Genomic DNA, 15,840 nt, shown 5'->3' on the forward strand with positions numbered 1-15,840 from the left:
GAGGAGAATCATGGATTTTTTAGAAACGATCATCCAGAAAAAAGTTAAAGAAGTTGCCGCGATGCCACAAGAAACCGAAAAGGTCGTAGCGAAACGCCCATCATTTTATCAGCTAGTCAAGGAACGACCACAAAAGATGCACCTCATTGCTGAAATCAAGCGAGCTTCACCTTCAAAAGGAGACATTAATCAAGCGATCGACCCAGTCACGCAAGCGCAAGCTTATGAAACCGCGGGTGTCAGCGGGATTTCCGTTTTGACCGACCAGCAGTTTTTCAAAGGCTCGCTGGCAGATCTTGAAGCAGTCAGTAAGGCTGTTTCTGTGCCTATACTATGCAAAGACTTCATTATCGACAAAAAACAATTGATTCGCGCCAAGAATGCGGGTGCCAGTATCGTTTTATTGATCGTGGCTGCGTTGGAGCCAGCCCGTTTGGTCGCGCTGTATCAAGAAGCCGAAGCACTAGGGTTGGAAGTACTCGTTGAGACCCATAATGCGGCTGAATTTCAACATGCCCAAGCATTAGGTGCCAAAATCATCGGCGTCAACAATCGTGACCTAAAAACCTTTGACGTTTCCTTGGATGTCAGTGTTGCTTTAGCACCTCAGCCGTCAGAGGCGGTTTACATCAGTGAATCTGGTATTCGAACGGCCGCAGATGTGCTGCAGCTTGCACCGTTTTATCATGGAGTCCTCGTTGGAGAAACGTTGATGAGGAGCAATCGAATTGTTGAAACAGCGGCAGATTTGCAGGTGAGCCGTCGATGACCAAAGTGAAAATTTGTGGACTCACCGAACGCCTGCATGTCGAAACTGCCATCAATGCAGGAGCAGATTACCTTGGCTTTGTTTTTGCCGAAAGCCGTCGGAGAATCGATCCGACCCAAGTCCGCAAGATAACGGAGCAAGTTCCCGAAAATGTAGGAAAAGTCGGGGTTTTCGTTTCTCCAAGTGTTGAAGAAGTGCAAGCGGCAATTCAAACCGCCCAATTGACAGCGATTCAGCTCCATGGAAAGGTTCTGCCATCTTTGCAAACAGCCATTCAGAAGGGGGTTTTTGCTCATCAAAAGATCGCAGTGATCCAAGCCTTTGATGGAGAAGCAGAGACTTTAGAGCAAGATTTCCTGAGCTGCGATGCAGATTTCGGTTTATTGGACGCTCCAGTAAGAGATCACCCTTATGCTGGCGGCAACGGCCAGTCCTTTGATTGGCAAAAAGCGGCGAGAGAACCGTTGCCGTTGTCTGAGCGATTTTTTATTGCTGGCGGGTTGCACGTGGAAAATGTAGAAGAGGCGATCCAACTTTTTAGGCCTTATGCTGTCGATGTTTCTTCAGGCGTTGAAACCCAGGGCAAGAAAGACAGTCGGAAAATCGAACAATTTATTCATTTAGTAAAGGAGAAAAAAAGATGACTCAGTATCCCACAAAAACAGGATTTTATGGTTCTTTTGGCGGACAGTTTGTGCCAGAGACATTGATGTATGCAGTCAAGCAATTGGAAACTGTCTATCGTGAAGCACAAACGGACGCAAGTTTTCAAGCTGAATTACAGGAATATTTACAAGAGTATGTAGGAAGAGAGACCCCCCTTTATCATGCCCAGCGCTTGTCACAACACTTAGGCGGTGCCAAAATTTATCTGAAGCGAGAAGATTTGAATCATACGGGTGCCCATAAAATCAATAATGCACTTGGCCAAGTCTTATTAGCAAAACGGATGGGGAAAAAGAAAGTGGTAGCAGAGACCGGTGCTGGGCAGCATGGCGTCGCCACAGCAACTGCGGCCGCGTTGTTCGGTATGGAATGCACGATTTTTATGGGCGCGGTAGATGTTCAGCGGCAAGCACTAAACGTCTTTCGAATGGAATTGTTGGGAGCAAAAGTGGTTTCAGTCACATCAGGCAATCAGACATTGAAAGATGCTGTCAATGAAGCGCTGCGCTACTGGGTAGCAACCGTCGAGGACACTCATTACGTGATGGGTTCGGTACTCGGTCCGCATCCTTTTCCAGAGATCGTTCGAGATTTTCAAAGTGTAATTGGCAGTGAGACACGGCGGCAACTATTAGAAAAAGAAGGACAACTACCAACGACAGTCGTTGCTTGTGTTGGCGGCGGCAGCAATGCGATGGGAATGTTTTACCCTTTCATCAACGATCAAACCGTTCGTTTGATTGGCGTTGAAGCAGCTGGAAAAGGCGTGGATACTACCGAGCATGCGGCGACTTTGACGAAAGGCAGTATCGGTATTTTACATGGTACCAAAATGCATTTGCTGCAAGACGATGATGGGCAAGTGATTGAACCCTATTCGATTTCAGCTGGTTTGGATTATCCAGGGGTCGGTCCCGAGCATTCTTATTTGAAGGAAATTGCACGTGCGGAGTATTTCGCGGTCACTGATGAAGAAGCTGTTGACGCCTTTTATCTCTTGTCTCAAATCGAAGGCATTATTCCCGCTTTGGAAAGTGCTCATGCCGTTGCCTATGCTTTAAAGTTAGCGCCAACGATGACAGCAGAAGAACGCTTAGTGATCTGTTTGTCTGGGCGAGGGGACAAAGATGTTCAACAAATCAAAGATCGGAAAGGGGAAGCGAAATGACCAGCAAAACATTGACGATGAAACTAAAAGAGCGCCAAAAACAAGGCAAGCCTTTGTTTGTACCTTATATCATGGCGGGTGACAACGGACTGGAACGCCTGCCAGCAGAAATCGAACTGTTGACGACACATGGCGCAGCCGCCATTGAAATCGGCGTGCCCTTTTCAGACCCAGTCGCAGATGGAGCGGTCATCCAAGCGGCTGGAATGCAGGCATTAGCCAATGGCACCACTTTAAAAAAGATCATTGCTGCGCTGCAAACGATCCATTCTGAGGTTCCACTGGTATTGATGGGGTATGCCAATTCATTCTTTCATTATGGGATTGAACAGTTAGCAAATGAGTTAAAAACGACAAATGTGAAAGGGTTGATTATTCCAGATTTACCTTTTGAACATCGATCGCTAGTAACGCCTACGTTTGATGCGGCGGATCTCGCGCTGATCACACTGGTCTCTTTGACCAGTCCTCCAGACAGAATTCAGACGCTGATCGAAGAAGCGGAAGGATTCGTTTATGCTGTGACAGTGAACGGTGTCACTGGAGAAGATCGTCAATACAACGAACAGCTGGATCAGCATTTGCAAGCCATTTCGGAAAAAAGTCCCATTCCTGTACTAGCTGGTTTCGGTGTCTCGACCCACGCAGACGTGCAGCGCTTTGCCCGAGTGTGCGATGGGGTAGTGATCGGTTCAAAAATCGTAGCAGCCTTACAGAACGAGCCACTGCCTAAAGTCAGTGAGCTATTAGCAGAACTTGTTGGTATTTCATAGAAAATCAATGTGAAGGAAAGAACCCGAGTTGGGTTCTTTTTTTTATGAGAAAACTAGTATTCGAGATACTGATGGGCTGCTATGGAAAAAGAACACGCTGTGTGAAGAGGAAAAAAAGGCTGATGGAAGATCAGCCTAAATTGTTGTGATTATGCCAGTGTATCGGTGTCGATGGTGACTGTCTCGCAAAAATGCCCTCTGCCCCCAACGTAAACACGTTGGATTTCCTTTCGCGAGGACGTAGCTAGTTTGACAAAGATTTCAGAAGGTTCACCTAAATTGCTGCCTTGTTCAAAGCGATACACTTCTTCTTCAAGGGAACATTTTTGATGCAAGAAGCAAGCCAAAGCGGCATTGGAAGTACCTGTGGCAGATTCTTCATTGATGTCAAACAATGGGGCAAAGTTACGGCAAACGATTCGTTCTTTTTCCATTGCATATAAGTGCATGCCAACTACTTGTTGCAGCGCACTTACTTTTTTTATTTCCTCAAAATCAGGTACAATATGCTGCAACTGGGCCGTTGTTTTGATTGGAACAAGGATATCCTTTAATCCAGTAGAAACGATTTGAATAGGAATTTGATCATCAATAGCATTGGTATCGAAACAGTCAGCTAATTGTTCTAGTGAAAGCACATCTGAAAACAGTGGTTTGTTCTGTTCCATGAAAATGACACCGTCTTTGATGGTGATCGACAAACGTCCGGCGTTGGTGTCGATGCGATACTGTTGCTTGGAAAGTTTGTTCAAATACGACAACAGAGCAAAGGAGGCAATTGTTGCATGTCCGCATAAGTCAACTTCTTCTTTTGGCGTAAAATAGTCAAATCGGAAATCGGCCTCCGGGGATTTCGATAAAAAAGCTGTTTCTGAAAAGCCTAACTCTTTTGCGATGGCTAACTTTTGTTGTGGTGTAAGGGGCTGTTCCAGCAAAACGACTCCAGCCTTGTTGCCACCTGTTTGATTTTTACTAAACCCGCTTGCGATATATACCGTTATCTCCATAGGACACCTGCTTTCTTTATTCTTGTCAAGCATAGCATAATTTTTGCAGGGGGAGGATAAGAAAAAGGATTGGTTGAGCGTGTTATACTGAAGGTACGACAGAGGAGGGACTTCATGAAGAGAGGGAAAGTAATTGTAGTCAGTGGTGTTACAGCGTCCGGCAAAACGACATTGGTTCGTGAATTGAGTAGATTGGCAGATGGAATAGTGATCTCCTTTGATGATTATAGTATCGATGGATTGCCCTCAGCACCATCTTTTGATTATTTTTTACAAGATCCCCGCGCAGCGATCAATCAATATGACATCAGTCTGCTACTAAAAGATCTGAAGAGAGCGATCAGCATTCAACCAATCATTTTTGTGAACTTTCCCTTCGGATATGAGCACCAAGATTTGCGTCAGTTGATCGATACGGTGATTTATTTGAAAACACCACTAGATATTGCTTTTGCTCGTCAGATTAACCGGGATTATACGAACGAATCAAAAGAAGCGATTTTGACTTGGGCAGATACTTATCTTTCCTATGCAAGGGAGCTATTTGTTTTACACGAACAGATCATTGCTGAAACAGCCGACTATGTACTGGATGGTGCTCGACCAGCTGATCAGCTAGCAGAACAAGTAAAGTATTATCAAGTATTTTAAGAAGCGCTTTTAAGTAAGATTTAGTCTACTGAGTTTTGTTTAAACTCCCTTACTATCTGTTTCAAAGGTCAAAAATGCCGCTGCTTCCTCTAAAGAGAGCGCTGCTCCATGGAATGTGGGCCACGCATTGATACCGTCACATTTTTTTCTCGGAATCAAGTGAAGATGAAAGTGAGGGACTGATTGACCCGCTGCTTGATTTGCTGCGCTTAGCAAATTAATCCCATCAAATCCTAAGCGAGTGACACAATGATCTGCTATTTTTTGAACCGTTTGAATGAGGTGAGCAAGAAGAACGGGGTCGCAGTCTAAAATACTGGTGTAATGTTTTTTAGGAATAACCAGCATATGATAATCCACGTCTTTGGCATGATCAAGGAAGGCGCAAACACTGTCATCTTCATAGATTACATGGCTTTTTATTTTTCCAAAGACGATACGGCAAAAAGGACATTCTTCCATCAAAATTCCTCCTATGGAATAAATTTTGTTAGTTGTGTTCGAGAAGTATAATATCTAAAAACGTGAAGCTACTGGATTATGGGAAACCATAAACGAGCTTTGCAATTAAGCCGCTCTTTGAGAGGATAATATCATATTTATTTAGCAGTTAAAACTATATGTGATAATTAATGATGTTTTAGATAATTAGTTAATAGGTTGTTTGCAAAAGAAAAGCACCGTGCTGCTGATTTGTGGTAAAAGTGACGTTTGAAAAAAGTGGCTTTTAAAAAATTTGTCAAAAAAAATCGCTAGGAATCAAGATTCCTAACGATCTGCTAGCGCTATGCACGATAATATAACGTTCCAGGAGGGATTCGAACCCCCGACCGTTCGCTTAGAAGGCGAATGCTCTATCCGGCTGAGCTACTGGAACAAATAAATTTCAGCGAATGCTCACTTCGCCTAAGCTGTTGAAATCAATCAGCAACAAATAACATTATAGAAAAAGGGCGCAGCAATGTCAATCTCTTTTCGCCCTTTTCTTATTTTTTCTTTGAAAAAAGGAAGCGCAGCTGCCCTCAACCTTTCTCAGGTTCCTCAAGGATTACGCTATCTGCTTCTTTCGTAATGAGAATCACGCCATCTCCTAAAGGGACGAGGGTGGAGGTCAGCTGAGGATGGTTCATCACGGTATCCAAGAAAAGATTCAATTTGCGATGGATCGCTCGCTGGTTGCGAGGGATGTCTTCGATGGGTTGTAGAATCGTTCCAGCTTGAAACACGTCATCCACCATCAACACGCCGCCTTTGCGTAATAGACGCAGACATTCTGGTAAAAATTCAATGTATTTCGATTTGGCGCTGTCCATGAAGATAAAATCATAAGGACCACTCAATGTAGGCAGGACATCTGCCGCTTGTCCTTCTAAAAGCGTGATTTTGTCTTCATTTCCTAAGCGAGCATAGGTTTCTTTGGCTTTGCGGATCATGACGTCAAAGCGATCGATCGTTGTGACATGCCCCTCTTTCACACATTGCGCCATCAAGCTTGAAGAAAAACCGATCGCTGTGCCGATCTCAAGGATTTCTTTTGGCTGAAGCTGTCCCAATAAAAACTGCAAAAAGACCACAGTTTCATGTGGGATGATTGGCACTTCTTTTTCATGAGCGGCTTGCTCGATTTCACCAAGTTCGCCGGGTAATTGTTTTTGTTTTTCACGCATAAACGCCACTAGTTCTGGTTTGACTACTGGACGATGCATCATTTCGTTGCGCATCTTCATCCTCCTCATTTATCGCTGCCCCTTATTATACGAATAACTCACCTTAAGTTCAATCTTTTCGAGTCTTTGGAACAACAAAAAAACCAGTCATACGACTGGCAGGATAAAGGGGTGAAAAATATTTTTGGGATATTTCTATCATAACGGTGTTATGTGGAGGTTTGGTTAAAATCCTGTGAAGATCTCGTCAGGTTCTGCTTAAATTTTCATCAAGGAAGAAAAGCAACCCATCATCAAGGCGAAAACGAACTTTTTATCGAAATATTCAGAAAATTCAGGGAAAAGTGTTGACAGAGGAACCTGCTGTTTGGTATCTTCATAACAAGATAAAAAAAGTGATAGGTGACGACGATGGATAAACGATTGAAACAAACAGCTGCATTTTTATTATTATTATCGTAAGGACTCTTTTTCTATGACCCGCCTTTTTAAGGCATCATTTGAAGAGTCCTATTCGCATTGCATGAAGGAAACCCTTTATGGAGTGCTTTTTTTATACCATTTTTTCAATTTGTTTGAATGAGGTCGCGCCAAGCGTGCCCCTACCACTGCCAAGGAGGAAATAGTGATGAGAAAAATCCAGTTTTTTGACACCACATTGAGAGACGGTGAACAGACGCCGGGAGTCAACTTCAATACGAAAGAGAAGGTTCAACTGGCGCTGCAATTAGAAAAATGGGGGATCGATACGATCGAAGCAGGCTTTCCGATTGCATCAGAAGGAGACTTTCAAGCAGTCCAAGCGATTGCTGGGGCGGTGACGAAAATGACCGTTGCAGGACTTGCCCGTTGTCAGAAAAAAGACATTGATCGTGCCTATGAAGCTCTTCATCAAGCCGTCGATCCCCAGATCCATGTCTTTCTAGCAACGAGTGAGGTACATCGCCAGTACAAGCTGAATATGACGAAAGCAGAAGTACTCGCTTCCATCAAAGAACATGTGGCTTATGCCCGTGAACGCTTTGAAAAAGTTCAATTTTCGCCAGAAGATGCCACCCGCACCGATAAAGCCTTCTTGCTTGAGGCGGTTCAAACAGCGATTGATGCCGGCGCGACGATCATCAATGTGCCCGATACAGTAGGGTTTACCAATCCTACGGAATATGGAGCGCTTTTTGCCTATTTGATCGCCAATATCAAAAGCGAGCAGCAGATCACTTTTTCTTCCCATTGTCATGATGACTTGGGAATGGCGACAGCCAATGCGCTGGCAGCTATCGAAAATGGTGCTGATCGGGTGGAAGGAACGATCAACGGGATCGGCGAACGAGCGGGCAATACCGCATTAGAAGAAGTGGCGCTGGCGTTGCATATTCGCAATGATTTCTATCAGGCTACCTCCAACATCAAGTTAAACGAAACAAAACGCACCAGCGATCTGGTAGCACGTTTGTCTGGGATCACGGTACCGAAAAACAAAGCGATCGTCGGCGGCAATGCCTATGCCCATGAATCTGGGATTCATCAAGATGGCGTCTTGAAAAATCCTGAAACTTACGAAATCATTACCCCGCAACTGGTAGGCGTACAAACCAACTCACTGCCTCTAGGCAAACTTTCTGGCCGCCATGCGTTTGTCGATAAAATGCAGCAGCTGGGCTACCAGTTTGACCAAGAAGAAACCAATGAATTGTTTAAACGCTTCAAAGAGTTGGCAGATAAGAAAAAGCAAGTGACCGAACAAGATTTGTTAGCGTTGGTGGCTGACCAGGGCCGCAGCCAAGAAGATGGCTGCGAGTTGGAGTCAGTTCAGCTGCAATACGTGTCCAATGGCCATCAAGGAGCGGTGGTTTCTATCATCAAAGATGAGGAAAAACAAGTGGCATCAGCTATCGGTGCCGGCAGTATCCAAGCAATCTACAACTCGATCGATCAGATTTTCCAGCAGCAGCCGAAGTTGTTGAACTATGAGATCACTGCCTTGACCAGTGGGGAAGATGCGCAAGCGGAAGTGCACGTGGTTATTGAATGTCAGGAAACGAATGAAAAAATCAGCGGGATCGGCTTAGACTTTGATGTCTTGCAGGCGTCAGCCAAAGCCTATGTACAGGCTAGCGCAGCTCTAAAGAATCGAGGTGTCCTTGTTTGAAAAAGATCGTGGTTTTAGCAGGAGATGGCATCGGACCAGAAATTATGGCCAGTGCGCTTGCGGTATTGAAAGCGGCTTGTCCAGACCATCTCCAACGCTTTCATTTTGACCAGCGGCCATTTGGTGGTGCGGGGCTGGCAATTACTGGTGAGCCATTGCCGCAAGAAACACTACAAGCTTGCCAGCAGGCGGATGCGATCCTTTTAGGAGCCATTGGTGATCCAGTTTGGGAAAACGCACCAATAACACCCGAGAAAGGACTTTTGAATTTGCGTCAAGCGTTAGGGCTATACGCCAATATTCGACCCATCAAAGTAGTTGATGCGGTGATTGCTTTGTCTCCCATTAAAGAAGCGATCCTTCGGGGGACAGATTTTGTCATCGTTCGTGAGTTGACTGGCGGTATTTATTTTGGCGAAAAAGCAGAAAAACCTGAAGAAGCCTACGACATCAATCATTATCATCAAGCAGAGATTCGACGGATTTTGCGTAAAGCTTTTGAGATCGCCCGCACGCGGAAGAAGCGGGTTCTCTCTGTCGATAAAGCAAATGTGTTGGCGACTAGCCGACTTTGGCGCCGATTAGCGGAAGAAACGGCACAGGAATTCCCAGATTGTCAGTTGACTCATCAATATGTTGATTCCGCCGCTATGAAAATCATCCAAAATCCCAAAGACTTTGATGTAATCGTGACAGAAAATCTCTTTGGCGACATTTTAAGTGATGAAGCCTCGGTTTTGCCAGGGTCATTAGGGGTGCTGCCCAGCGCAAGTCATGGCGCAGAAGGGGTTTCTTTATATGAACCGATTCATGGCTCTGCACCTGATATCGCTGGGCAAAATTGCGCCAATCCGGTTTCCATGATTTTATCTGTCGTCATGATGCTAAGAGAGTCCTTTCAAGAGGAAGAGCTGGCGGATACCATCGAAAATGCTTGTTACGAGGTAATGAATGCGGGGATCTTGACCCGTGATCTAGGTGGTACAGCAACGACAACTGCCTTTACAGAAGCGGTTATTGCACAGTTAGGAGTGAGCAATTATGGGGAAAACGCTGTTTGATAAACTATGGGATCGGCATGTGATCACAGGAGAAGAAGGACAAGCGCAGTTGCTTTATGTCGATCTGCATATGATCCATGAAGTGACGACACCGCAAGCCTTCGAAGGATTACGGCAAGCGGGACGGACCGTCCGTTGTCCCGAAAAAACCTTCGCAACGATGGATCACAACGTGCCTACCAAAGATATTTTTACCATCACTGATCTGGTTGCAAAAAAGCAAATGGACACGTTACGTAAAAACTGTCGTGATTTTGGGATCGAATTGTGTGACAATGGCTCTGCCAACCAAGGAATCGTCCACATGGTTGGCCCAGAAGTTGGCTTGACCCAACCAGGGAAAACGATCGTTTGCGGGGATTCCCACACTGCTACCCATGGTGCTTTCGGTGCGATCGCGTTTGGGATCGGTACGAGTGAAGTGGAGCATGTCTTTGCGACACAGACGATTTGGCAGACAAAACCGAAACGCATGGGAGTTGAGATTACCGGTCACCTGCAGCCGGGAGTGTACGCCAAAGATATTATTTTGGCATTGATCGCGACCCATGGCACTGATTTTGGTGGTGGCTATGCCGTAGAATTCTTTGGCGAAACGATCCGCAACCTGACGATGGAAGAACGCATGACCATTTGCAATATGTCGATCGAAGGTGGGGCGAAAATGGGCTTGATCGCACCTGATGAAACGACCTTTGCTTATGTGAAGGATCGACGCTTTGCGCCGCAAGCGTTTGCCAGTGCGGTGTCTGATTGGCAAAGCCTTTATACCGATGAAGATGCTAACTATGATGCCCTGATCACCCTAGACGCAACAACCTTAGAACCCTATATCACTTGGGGAACCAATCCAGAAATGGGGGTACCAGTCAGCGAAGCGTTTCCTGAAGTGCGGGATCACAATGATCAGCAAGCCTATGAATATATGGCGCTGCAACCTGGACAGACAGCTGCTGATATCCCTATTGAATACATTTTTATTGGATCGTGTACCAATGGTCGGTTGTCTGATCTGCAAGAGGCAGCGGCGATTTTGAAAGGTCAAACCATCAAAGAAGGGGTCACTGGTATCATCGTTCCTGGTTCACGCCCTGTCCGTAAAGCAGCGGAAGCGATCGGTTTAGACAAAGTCTTTATTGACGCTGGTTTTGAATGGCGGGAGCCTGGCTGTTCCATGTGCTTAGGAATGAATCCTGATAAAGTACCAGAAGGCGTCCATTGTGCCTCCACATCAAACCGCAATTTTGTTGGACGGCAAGGGAAAAACGCGCGGACGCACCTGTGTAGTCCAGCGATGGCGGCAGCAGCTGCGATTCATGGGCGCTTTGTCGATGTACGAGAAGTGGTTGGAGGTGTTGGTTAATGGAAGCTTTTACTCAATTTGAAGGTACGACGCTGCCTTTGATGAATGACAATATCGATACCGATCAAATCCTACCGAAAAATTATTTGAAACGCGTTGAAAAAACGGGCTTTGGCGAATTTTTATTTGACGATTGGCGCTATTTGCCGCAACGCAAGCCTAATCCAGCATTTATCTTGAATGATCCAGCATATCAGACCGCTCAAGTCCTCGTCACTGGTGATAATTTTGGTTCTGGCTCTTCTCGAGAGCACGCGGCATGGGCGCTGTTGGATTACGGCTTTAAAGCCGTGATTGCTGGCAGCTTCGGTGATATTTTCTATATGAATGCCACCAAAAACGGGCTGCTGCCCATCGAGCTGCCATTGGATGTTCGCCAAAGGATCGCCTCGCTGTCTGCTTCTGAAAAAATCAGCATCGACTTGCCGAGGCAATGTGTGATCGTTGCTGGGGAGGAGCATTTCTTTGCAATCGATGCTACCTGGAAACACAAATTGATCCACGGTCTCGATGAGATCAGTATCACGTTGCAGGAAGAGGCGAAAATCACCGCCTATGAGCAGACGATTCCAGCGTATTGGCAGTAGGGCTAGGGGACTGGTCGTTATTCGTCGGCTGGTATTTGTGAGAGGATGTTTCTTAACCCTCGCCAATCGGCTTCGATTTGCGGAGTCAACGTTCGATTGTAAAAGATCGCAGCGGGATGATACATCGGCACGATCAAATATTCTTTTTCCGACCATTGATAGCCATCTTTTGTTGGATTGCTTTCTTGTATTTTGGAACGGATCACTTCGCCATGGTGATCTTTGATATAATAGGCGTTGCCTAATAATCGCTGCAGTCCGATATTGCCAACAGTTGCAATGACGGGCGGATCTACAACGGACAACTCGTAGTCAAGCAGCGGTGCGTGTAGCAAGACTTCTTTTTTGGTAGGTGTCCGATTGGGATGGACGATCTCATGGGCACCGCTGCGCTTGTTGATCCGTTCTTTGACGGAGTATGGGCGACTGCGAACAGCGCTGGTGATGTAGACATCCTCACGGATCAAACCGGCTAAAGCCAACGATTTCATCAATTCTTTTCCTGCTTGTCCGCTAAAAGGAATAAAATTCTCGATTTCGGTTCGTCCAGGGGCTTCCCCAACGATCATCAATTTGGGCTGCAGCGGTCCTTGACCGGGAACAAATCCTTCCAACGGATAACTGCGGGACGCCTGTTGAACGGCAGTGGCTAATTCTTTGGGGTATTGCATGAAAACTCCTCCAATTCTGTTTCACTTGTGCTCTTTCTTCTATAGTAATAGAAAATAAAAAATGCACAAAAGGAAATGACTAGTAGCAAAAGAATTCTGTCTTTTCCTTAATTAGTGATTGACTTTAGGAAAACATTTTGATAAAGTTAATCTGTTGTAATTGTGGACTCCACAGCTACAACCGCACAGAACAAGTAGTAAGTACGAAAGTCACTTGGGATGGCGAGTCTAAGTATATTATAAGGAGGTGCTGTAGAGCATGTACGCAATTATCAAAACTGGTGGGAAACAAGTAAAAGTTGAAGTGGGTCAAGCAATCTACGTTGAAAAATTAGACGTTGAAGCTGGACAAAAGGTTACTTTTGATGAAGTTATCTTAGTAGGTGGCGAATCAACAAAAGTGGGTGCCCCAATCGTTGCAGGAGCAACTGTTGAAGGGATTGTTGAAAAACACGGCAAACAAAAGAAAGTCGTAACTTTCAAATACAAACCTAAAAAACATTCACACCGTAAACAAGGTCACCGTCAACCTTACACAAAAGTTGTTATTGACGCGATCAACGCTTAATTCTTACGAAAAGCAGGGTAACGAATATGATCAAAGGGACATTCAAACGAAATGACTCTGGTCGGATTGTTTCTTTTGAACTAGCTGGACACGCACAAGCAGGAGAATACGGCAAAGACATCGTCTGTGCTGCAGCATCCGCTTTAGCGATCAGTGCAGTCAATGGGATCGATGCTTTGGCTGGCGTTGCGCCAAAAGTTGAAGCAGATAACGAAAATGGTGGGTACTTATTAGTCACACTGCCTTCTCGTTTGACCCAAGAGCAGTCGAATATCGCACAAATTCTTTTAGAAAATTTGTTGATCGGCTTGCAATCAGTTCAAGAAGAGTACAACGATTATATCCAAATCAAAACTACTAAAGAAAACTAGGAGGTGCATCTCATGTTGATGAAAATGAATTTGCAATTCTTCGCTCACAAAAAAGGTGGGGGTTCTACTTCTAACGGACGTGACTCTCAATCAAAACGTTTAGGTGCGAAACGTGCTGACGGTCAAACCGTTTCAGGCGGATCAATCCTTTATCGCCAACGCGGTACTAAAATTTACCCAGGGGTAAACGTAGGTATCGGTGGAGATGATACATTGTTTGCAAAAGTTGACGGCGTTGTTCGTTTCGAACGTAAAGGTCGCGACAAAAAACAAGTATCTGTTTATCCAGTAGCGCAAGAAGCATAAGAAAATGACATCCAGATTACGTAAAAGTAACCTGGGTGTTTTTTTATACACCAATGAAACCGTTTTAACGAAATAGTTATTTGTAATGGCTTAGATAAGGAGAGAAGCAATGATTCAATTAAAAGAAATCACGAAGGAAAACTATCGTGCGTGCATGAATTTGAAGACAACGAAGGAGCAAGAAGACTTTGTTGCGCCCAATTGGTACTCAATGTTAGAGGCGATCTATGAGGAACCTCGTCAGGCATTTGCCCTATACAATGGTGAGGAAATGGTCGGCTTTATCCTATTTAGTTTTTACGAGGCGGATGAGGATTATCCAAAAGCTTCGTGGTGGATCGAGCGGTTTATGATCGCAGAAAAATTCCAAAATCAAGGGTTAGGCACTCAGGCGTTTCTTGCTGGGTTAGATTGGTTCAAAACCCATATCCAAGCGCAAGAATTAAGGATCTCCGCTGTGGATGGCAACGAGATCGCAACGAAGCTTTACGAACGCAATGGCTTTGTTTTGACGGGTGAAATGATTGAGAACGAGCATGTACTCTTGTTGCAGCTGCCAACGGATCAAGGGTAAATGACTTTTTTTACAGTAAGAGAATGAGGTCAAAAGCAGAGGTTCTTAAGGGAATCCTCTGTTTTTTTTTGTGTTGTTTCGTTAAAAAAAGTGTGCGGTCATCTTCTGGTTAGACGTTTCAAGAAATTTTGTGCACTTGGGGTAAGAATTACGAGTATGTCCATGCTTTGTTGTTCACAAAGTTCCTTTTGCTGTTAACAGAATCTTTACACGTTGACAACACAAACCTTATATTCATTTGATACTCTGAGGAAGTAGAACAAATGGAAAGAAACTTTCGAAAAACGTTGATTATTGAGAATGTGCTCACGAATGATCCCGGTCAAAACACGAACATTATCAAAAAAGAAAACGTTCGTAATTCGAAAAAGATTGTTTTTAATTCGTTGGTTTTTTATAATCAAAAAGGAAAGTTCGGAATTCCATGAGTTCGATTTTTTTAATGAAAAGGAGAAAAAGTGATGAAAGTTTGGAAGAAAACGGCAATGTTTGGTTTAGGTTTGGTGGCAGCAGTTACGCTGGCGGCATGTGGCTCAGGTGGAGCAAGTACTGACTCGGCGGCTGAGGACGCAGGATATGTACCAGAAAAGTTGACCGTTCAATTTGTCCCATCACAAGCAGCAGAAACATTAGAAGCAAAAGCAAAACCACTTGAGCAATTGTTAAGTGATGAATTGGGGATTCCAGTTACAGTGAGTGTTTCCACTGACTACAATACAATCGTCGAAGCAATGGCTTCGAAACAAGTAGATGTCGGCTTTTTACCGCCGAATGCCTATGTTTTAGCAAATGAGCAAAGCAATGTAAAGGTGTTATTACAAGCACAGCGTTATGGCATCAAGCAGCCTGGTGGCGAATCAACGGATGAATTGGTTGATAGCTATCGTTCAATGATCGTCGTAAAAAGCGGCAGCGACATCAAAGAGTTGGAAGATTTAAAAGGCAAAACGATTGCCACGCAAGATGTTACTTCTTCTGCCGGTTATGTTTGGCCAGTAGCAGAAATGAAAAAAGCAGGCATCGATATCAATACGGATGTGACGACTGTTCAAGTCAAAGGCCATGACCAAGCGGTCTTATCTGTCTTGAATGGCGACGTTGATGCGGCGTTCGTTTTTGAAGATGCCCGTAACACGGTCAAAAATGATTACCCTGAAATCATGGATGAGGTAGAACCAATGTACTTTACCGAACCGATTCCGAACGATACGATCAGTGTTCGCAGCGATATGAGTGAAGAGTGGGACAAAAAAATCCAAGATGCCTTTATCGCGATCGGAAAAGATGAAGAAGGAAAACAAATCATCTCTGATATTTACTCTCATGAAGGATACGTTGTTTCACAAGACAGCAATTTCGACATTGTAAGAGAGTATGCGGAACAAGTCGGACAATAAATAATAGATGAATAGATCGGGAGGGTACCGGTAGTTGAGGTACCCTTTTCGAATGGACAGCAATTTTTACCTAATGGAAAGAAAGTAGGAGA

18 protein-coding genes, 1 tRNA gene and 1 other annotated feature are annotated in these 15,840 nt (G+C 44.7%); of the genes, 14 read left to right on the forward strand and 5 right to left on the reverse strand.

The window, feature by feature from the left end:
* The first annotated feature begins 10 nt into the window (after nucleotides 1-10).
* The 4 genes from trpC to trpA are packed head-to-tail and all read left to right on the forward strand — an operon-like array spanning nucleotide 11 to nucleotide 3,376.
* Nucleotides 11-769: an indole-3-glycerol phosphate synthase TrpC gene (gene trpC / locus ACI3E5_RS03660; protein ID WP_123834023.1), complete on the forward strand. Its 759-nt coding sequence runs from the start codon at nucleotides 11-13 to the stop codon at nucleotides 767-769.
* Nucleotides 766-1,413, forward strand: coding sequence for a phosphoribosylanthranilate isomerase (locus ACI3E5_RS03665; RefSeq protein WP_123834022.1), 648 nt, complete (start codon nucleotides 766-768; stop codon nucleotides 1,411-1,413). Before trpC ends, ACI3E5_RS03665 begins: the two co-directional genes overlap by 4 nt.
* Nucleotides 1,410-2,603 (forward strand): tryptophan synthase subunit beta, encoded by a 1,194-nt coding sequence (gene trpB, locus ACI3E5_RS03670; RefSeq protein WP_005225740.1) that lies wholly within the window; start codon nucleotides 1,410-1,412, stop codon nucleotides 2,601-2,603. The genes ACI3E5_RS03665 and trpB overlap by 4 nt, the downstream gene beginning before the upstream one ends.
* A complete protein-coding gene (gene trpA / locus ACI3E5_RS03675) occupies nucleotides 2,600-3,376 on the forward strand; it encodes a tryptophan synthase subunit alpha (RefSeq protein WP_498820799.1) in 777 nt (258 codons plus the stop codon). The genes trpB and trpA overlap by 4 nt, the downstream gene beginning before the upstream one ends.
* Nucleotides 3,377-3,525: 149 nt before the next feature.
* Here trpA and ACI3E5_RS03680 read toward each other — a convergent pair whose 3' ends face one another.
* On the reverse strand, nucleotides 3,526-4,383 hold the full coding sequence (locus ACI3E5_RS03680) for a PhzF family phenazine biosynthesis protein (protein WP_498820801.1): 858 nt from the start codon (nucleotides 4,381-4,383) through the stop codon (nucleotides 3,526-3,528).
* Between the two features lie 114 nt (nucleotides 4,384-4,497).
* On the opposite strand from ACI3E5_RS03680, the gene ACI3E5_RS03685 reads away from it, so the two are divergent.
* Nucleotides 4,498-5,034, forward strand: a complete 537-nt coding sequence (locus ACI3E5_RS03685; protein ID WP_498820803.1) for a nucleoside/nucleotide kinase family protein — start codon at nucleotides 4,498-4,500, stop codon at nucleotides 5,032-5,034.
* Between the two features lie 39 nt (nucleotides 5,035-5,073).
* On the opposite strand, the gene ACI3E5_RS03690 is transcribed toward ACI3E5_RS03685, so the two are convergent.
* The 3 genes from ACI3E5_RS03690 to ACI3E5_RS03700 form a co-directional block, all read right to left on the reverse strand.
* Entirely contained in the window at nucleotides 5,074-5,496 is a 423-nt protein-coding gene (locus tag ACI3E5_RS03690) for an HIT family protein (RefSeq protein WP_144808519.1), read from the reverse strand.
* A gap of 341 nt (nucleotides 5,497-5,837) precedes the next feature.
* Nucleotides 5,838-5,911: transfer RNA gene (locus ACI3E5_RS03695), tRNA-Arg, on the reverse strand.
* A gap of 145 nt (nucleotides 5,912-6,056) precedes the next feature.
* Nucleotides 6,057-6,755, reverse strand: a complete 699-nt coding sequence (locus ACI3E5_RS03700) for an O-methyltransferase (protein ID WP_005225745.1) — start codon at nucleotides 6,753-6,755, stop codon at nucleotides 6,057-6,059.
* 574 nt (nucleotides 6,756-7,329) lie between these two features.
* Between ACI3E5_RS03700 and ACI3E5_RS03705 the strand changes: the two genes are divergently transcribed.
* From ACI3E5_RS03705 to leuD, 4 genes are read left to right on the forward strand one after another with little or no spacing between them, the layout of a single operon-like run.
* Nucleotides 7,330-8,850 carry a 2-isopropylmalate synthase gene (locus ACI3E5_RS03705; RefSeq protein ID WP_498820805.1) on the forward strand — a complete coding sequence of 507 codons (1,521 nt, stop codon included), beginning with the start codon at nucleotides 7,330-7,332 and terminating at the stop codon, nucleotides 8,848-8,850.
* Nucleotides 8,847-9,911, forward strand: coding sequence for a 3-isopropylmalate dehydrogenase (gene leuB, locus ACI3E5_RS03710; protein WP_498820807.1), 1,065 nt, complete (start codon nucleotides 8,847-8,849; stop codon nucleotides 9,909-9,911). The genes ACI3E5_RS03705 and leuB overlap by 4 nt, the downstream gene beginning before the upstream one ends.
* Entirely contained in the window at nucleotides 9,892-11,274 is a 1,383-nt protein-coding gene (gene leuC / locus ACI3E5_RS03715; protein ID WP_325843157.1) for a 3-isopropylmalate dehydratase large subunit, read from the forward strand. The genes leuB and leuC overlap by 20 nt, the downstream gene beginning before the upstream one ends.
* The gene (gene leuD / locus ACI3E5_RS03720) at nucleotides 11,274-11,861 is read left to right on the forward strand and encodes a 3-isopropylmalate dehydratase small subunit (RefSeq protein WP_375826333.1); all 588 of its coding nucleotides are present in this window, start codon (nucleotides 11,274-11,276) and stop codon (nucleotides 11,859-11,861) included. Before leuC ends, leuD begins: the two co-directional genes overlap by 1 nt.
* Nucleotides 11,862-11,878: 17 nt before the next feature.
* Here leuD and ACI3E5_RS03725 read toward each other — a convergent pair whose 3' ends face one another.
* A complete protein-coding gene (locus ACI3E5_RS03725) occupies nucleotides 11,879-12,532 on the reverse strand; it encodes a uracil-DNA glycosylase (RefSeq protein ID WP_498820810.1) in 654 nt (217 codons plus the stop codon).
* 169 nt (nucleotides 12,533-12,701) lie between these two features.
* Nucleotides 12,702-12,772, forward strand: a sequence feature (ribosomal protein L21 leader region).
* A gap of 19 nt (nucleotides 12,773-12,791) precedes the next feature.
* On the opposite strand from ACI3E5_RS03725, the gene rplU reads away from it, so the two are divergent.
* From rplU to ACI3E5_RS03750, 5 genes are all read left to right on the forward strand, one after another.
* The gene (rplU, locus tag ACI3E5_RS03730) at nucleotides 12,792-13,100 is read left to right on the forward strand and encodes a 50S ribosomal protein L21 (RefSeq protein WP_498820812.1); all 309 of its coding nucleotides are present in this window, start codon (nucleotides 12,792-12,794) and stop codon (nucleotides 13,098-13,100) included.
* 26 nt (nucleotides 13,101-13,126) lie between these two features.
* On the forward strand, nucleotides 13,127-13,471 hold the full coding sequence (locus ACI3E5_RS03735; protein WP_005225752.1) for a ribosomal-processing cysteine protease Prp: 345 nt from the start codon (nucleotides 13,127-13,129) through the stop codon (nucleotides 13,469-13,471).
* A 12-nt stretch (nucleotides 13,472-13,483) separates the two neighbouring features.
* On the forward strand, nucleotides 13,484-13,777 hold the full coding sequence (gene rpmA / locus ACI3E5_RS03740) for a 50S ribosomal protein L27 (RefSeq protein ID WP_003126181.1): 294 nt from the start codon (nucleotides 13,484-13,486) through the stop codon (nucleotides 13,775-13,777).
* Nucleotides 13,778-13,886: 109 nt separating this feature from the next.
* Nucleotides 13,887-14,351: a GNAT family N-acetyltransferase gene (locus ACI3E5_RS03745; RefSeq protein ID WP_081118057.1), complete on the forward strand. Its 465-nt coding sequence runs from the start codon at nucleotides 13,887-13,889 to the stop codon at nucleotides 14,349-14,351.
* Nucleotides 14,352-14,812: 461 nt separating this feature from the next.
* A complete protein-coding gene (locus ACI3E5_RS03750) occupies nucleotides 14,813-15,748 on the forward strand; it encodes a phosphate/phosphite/phosphonate ABC transporter substrate-binding protein (RefSeq protein ID WP_015509497.1) in 936 nt (311 codons plus the stop codon).
* Nucleotides 15,749-15,840 lie beyond the last annotated feature (92 nt).

Source organism: Candidatus Enterococcus avicola, from assembly GCF_047470845.1.
Classification (GTDB): Bacteria; Bacillota; Bacilli; order Lactobacillales; family Enterococcaceae; genus Enterococcus_D; species Enterococcus_D casseliflavus.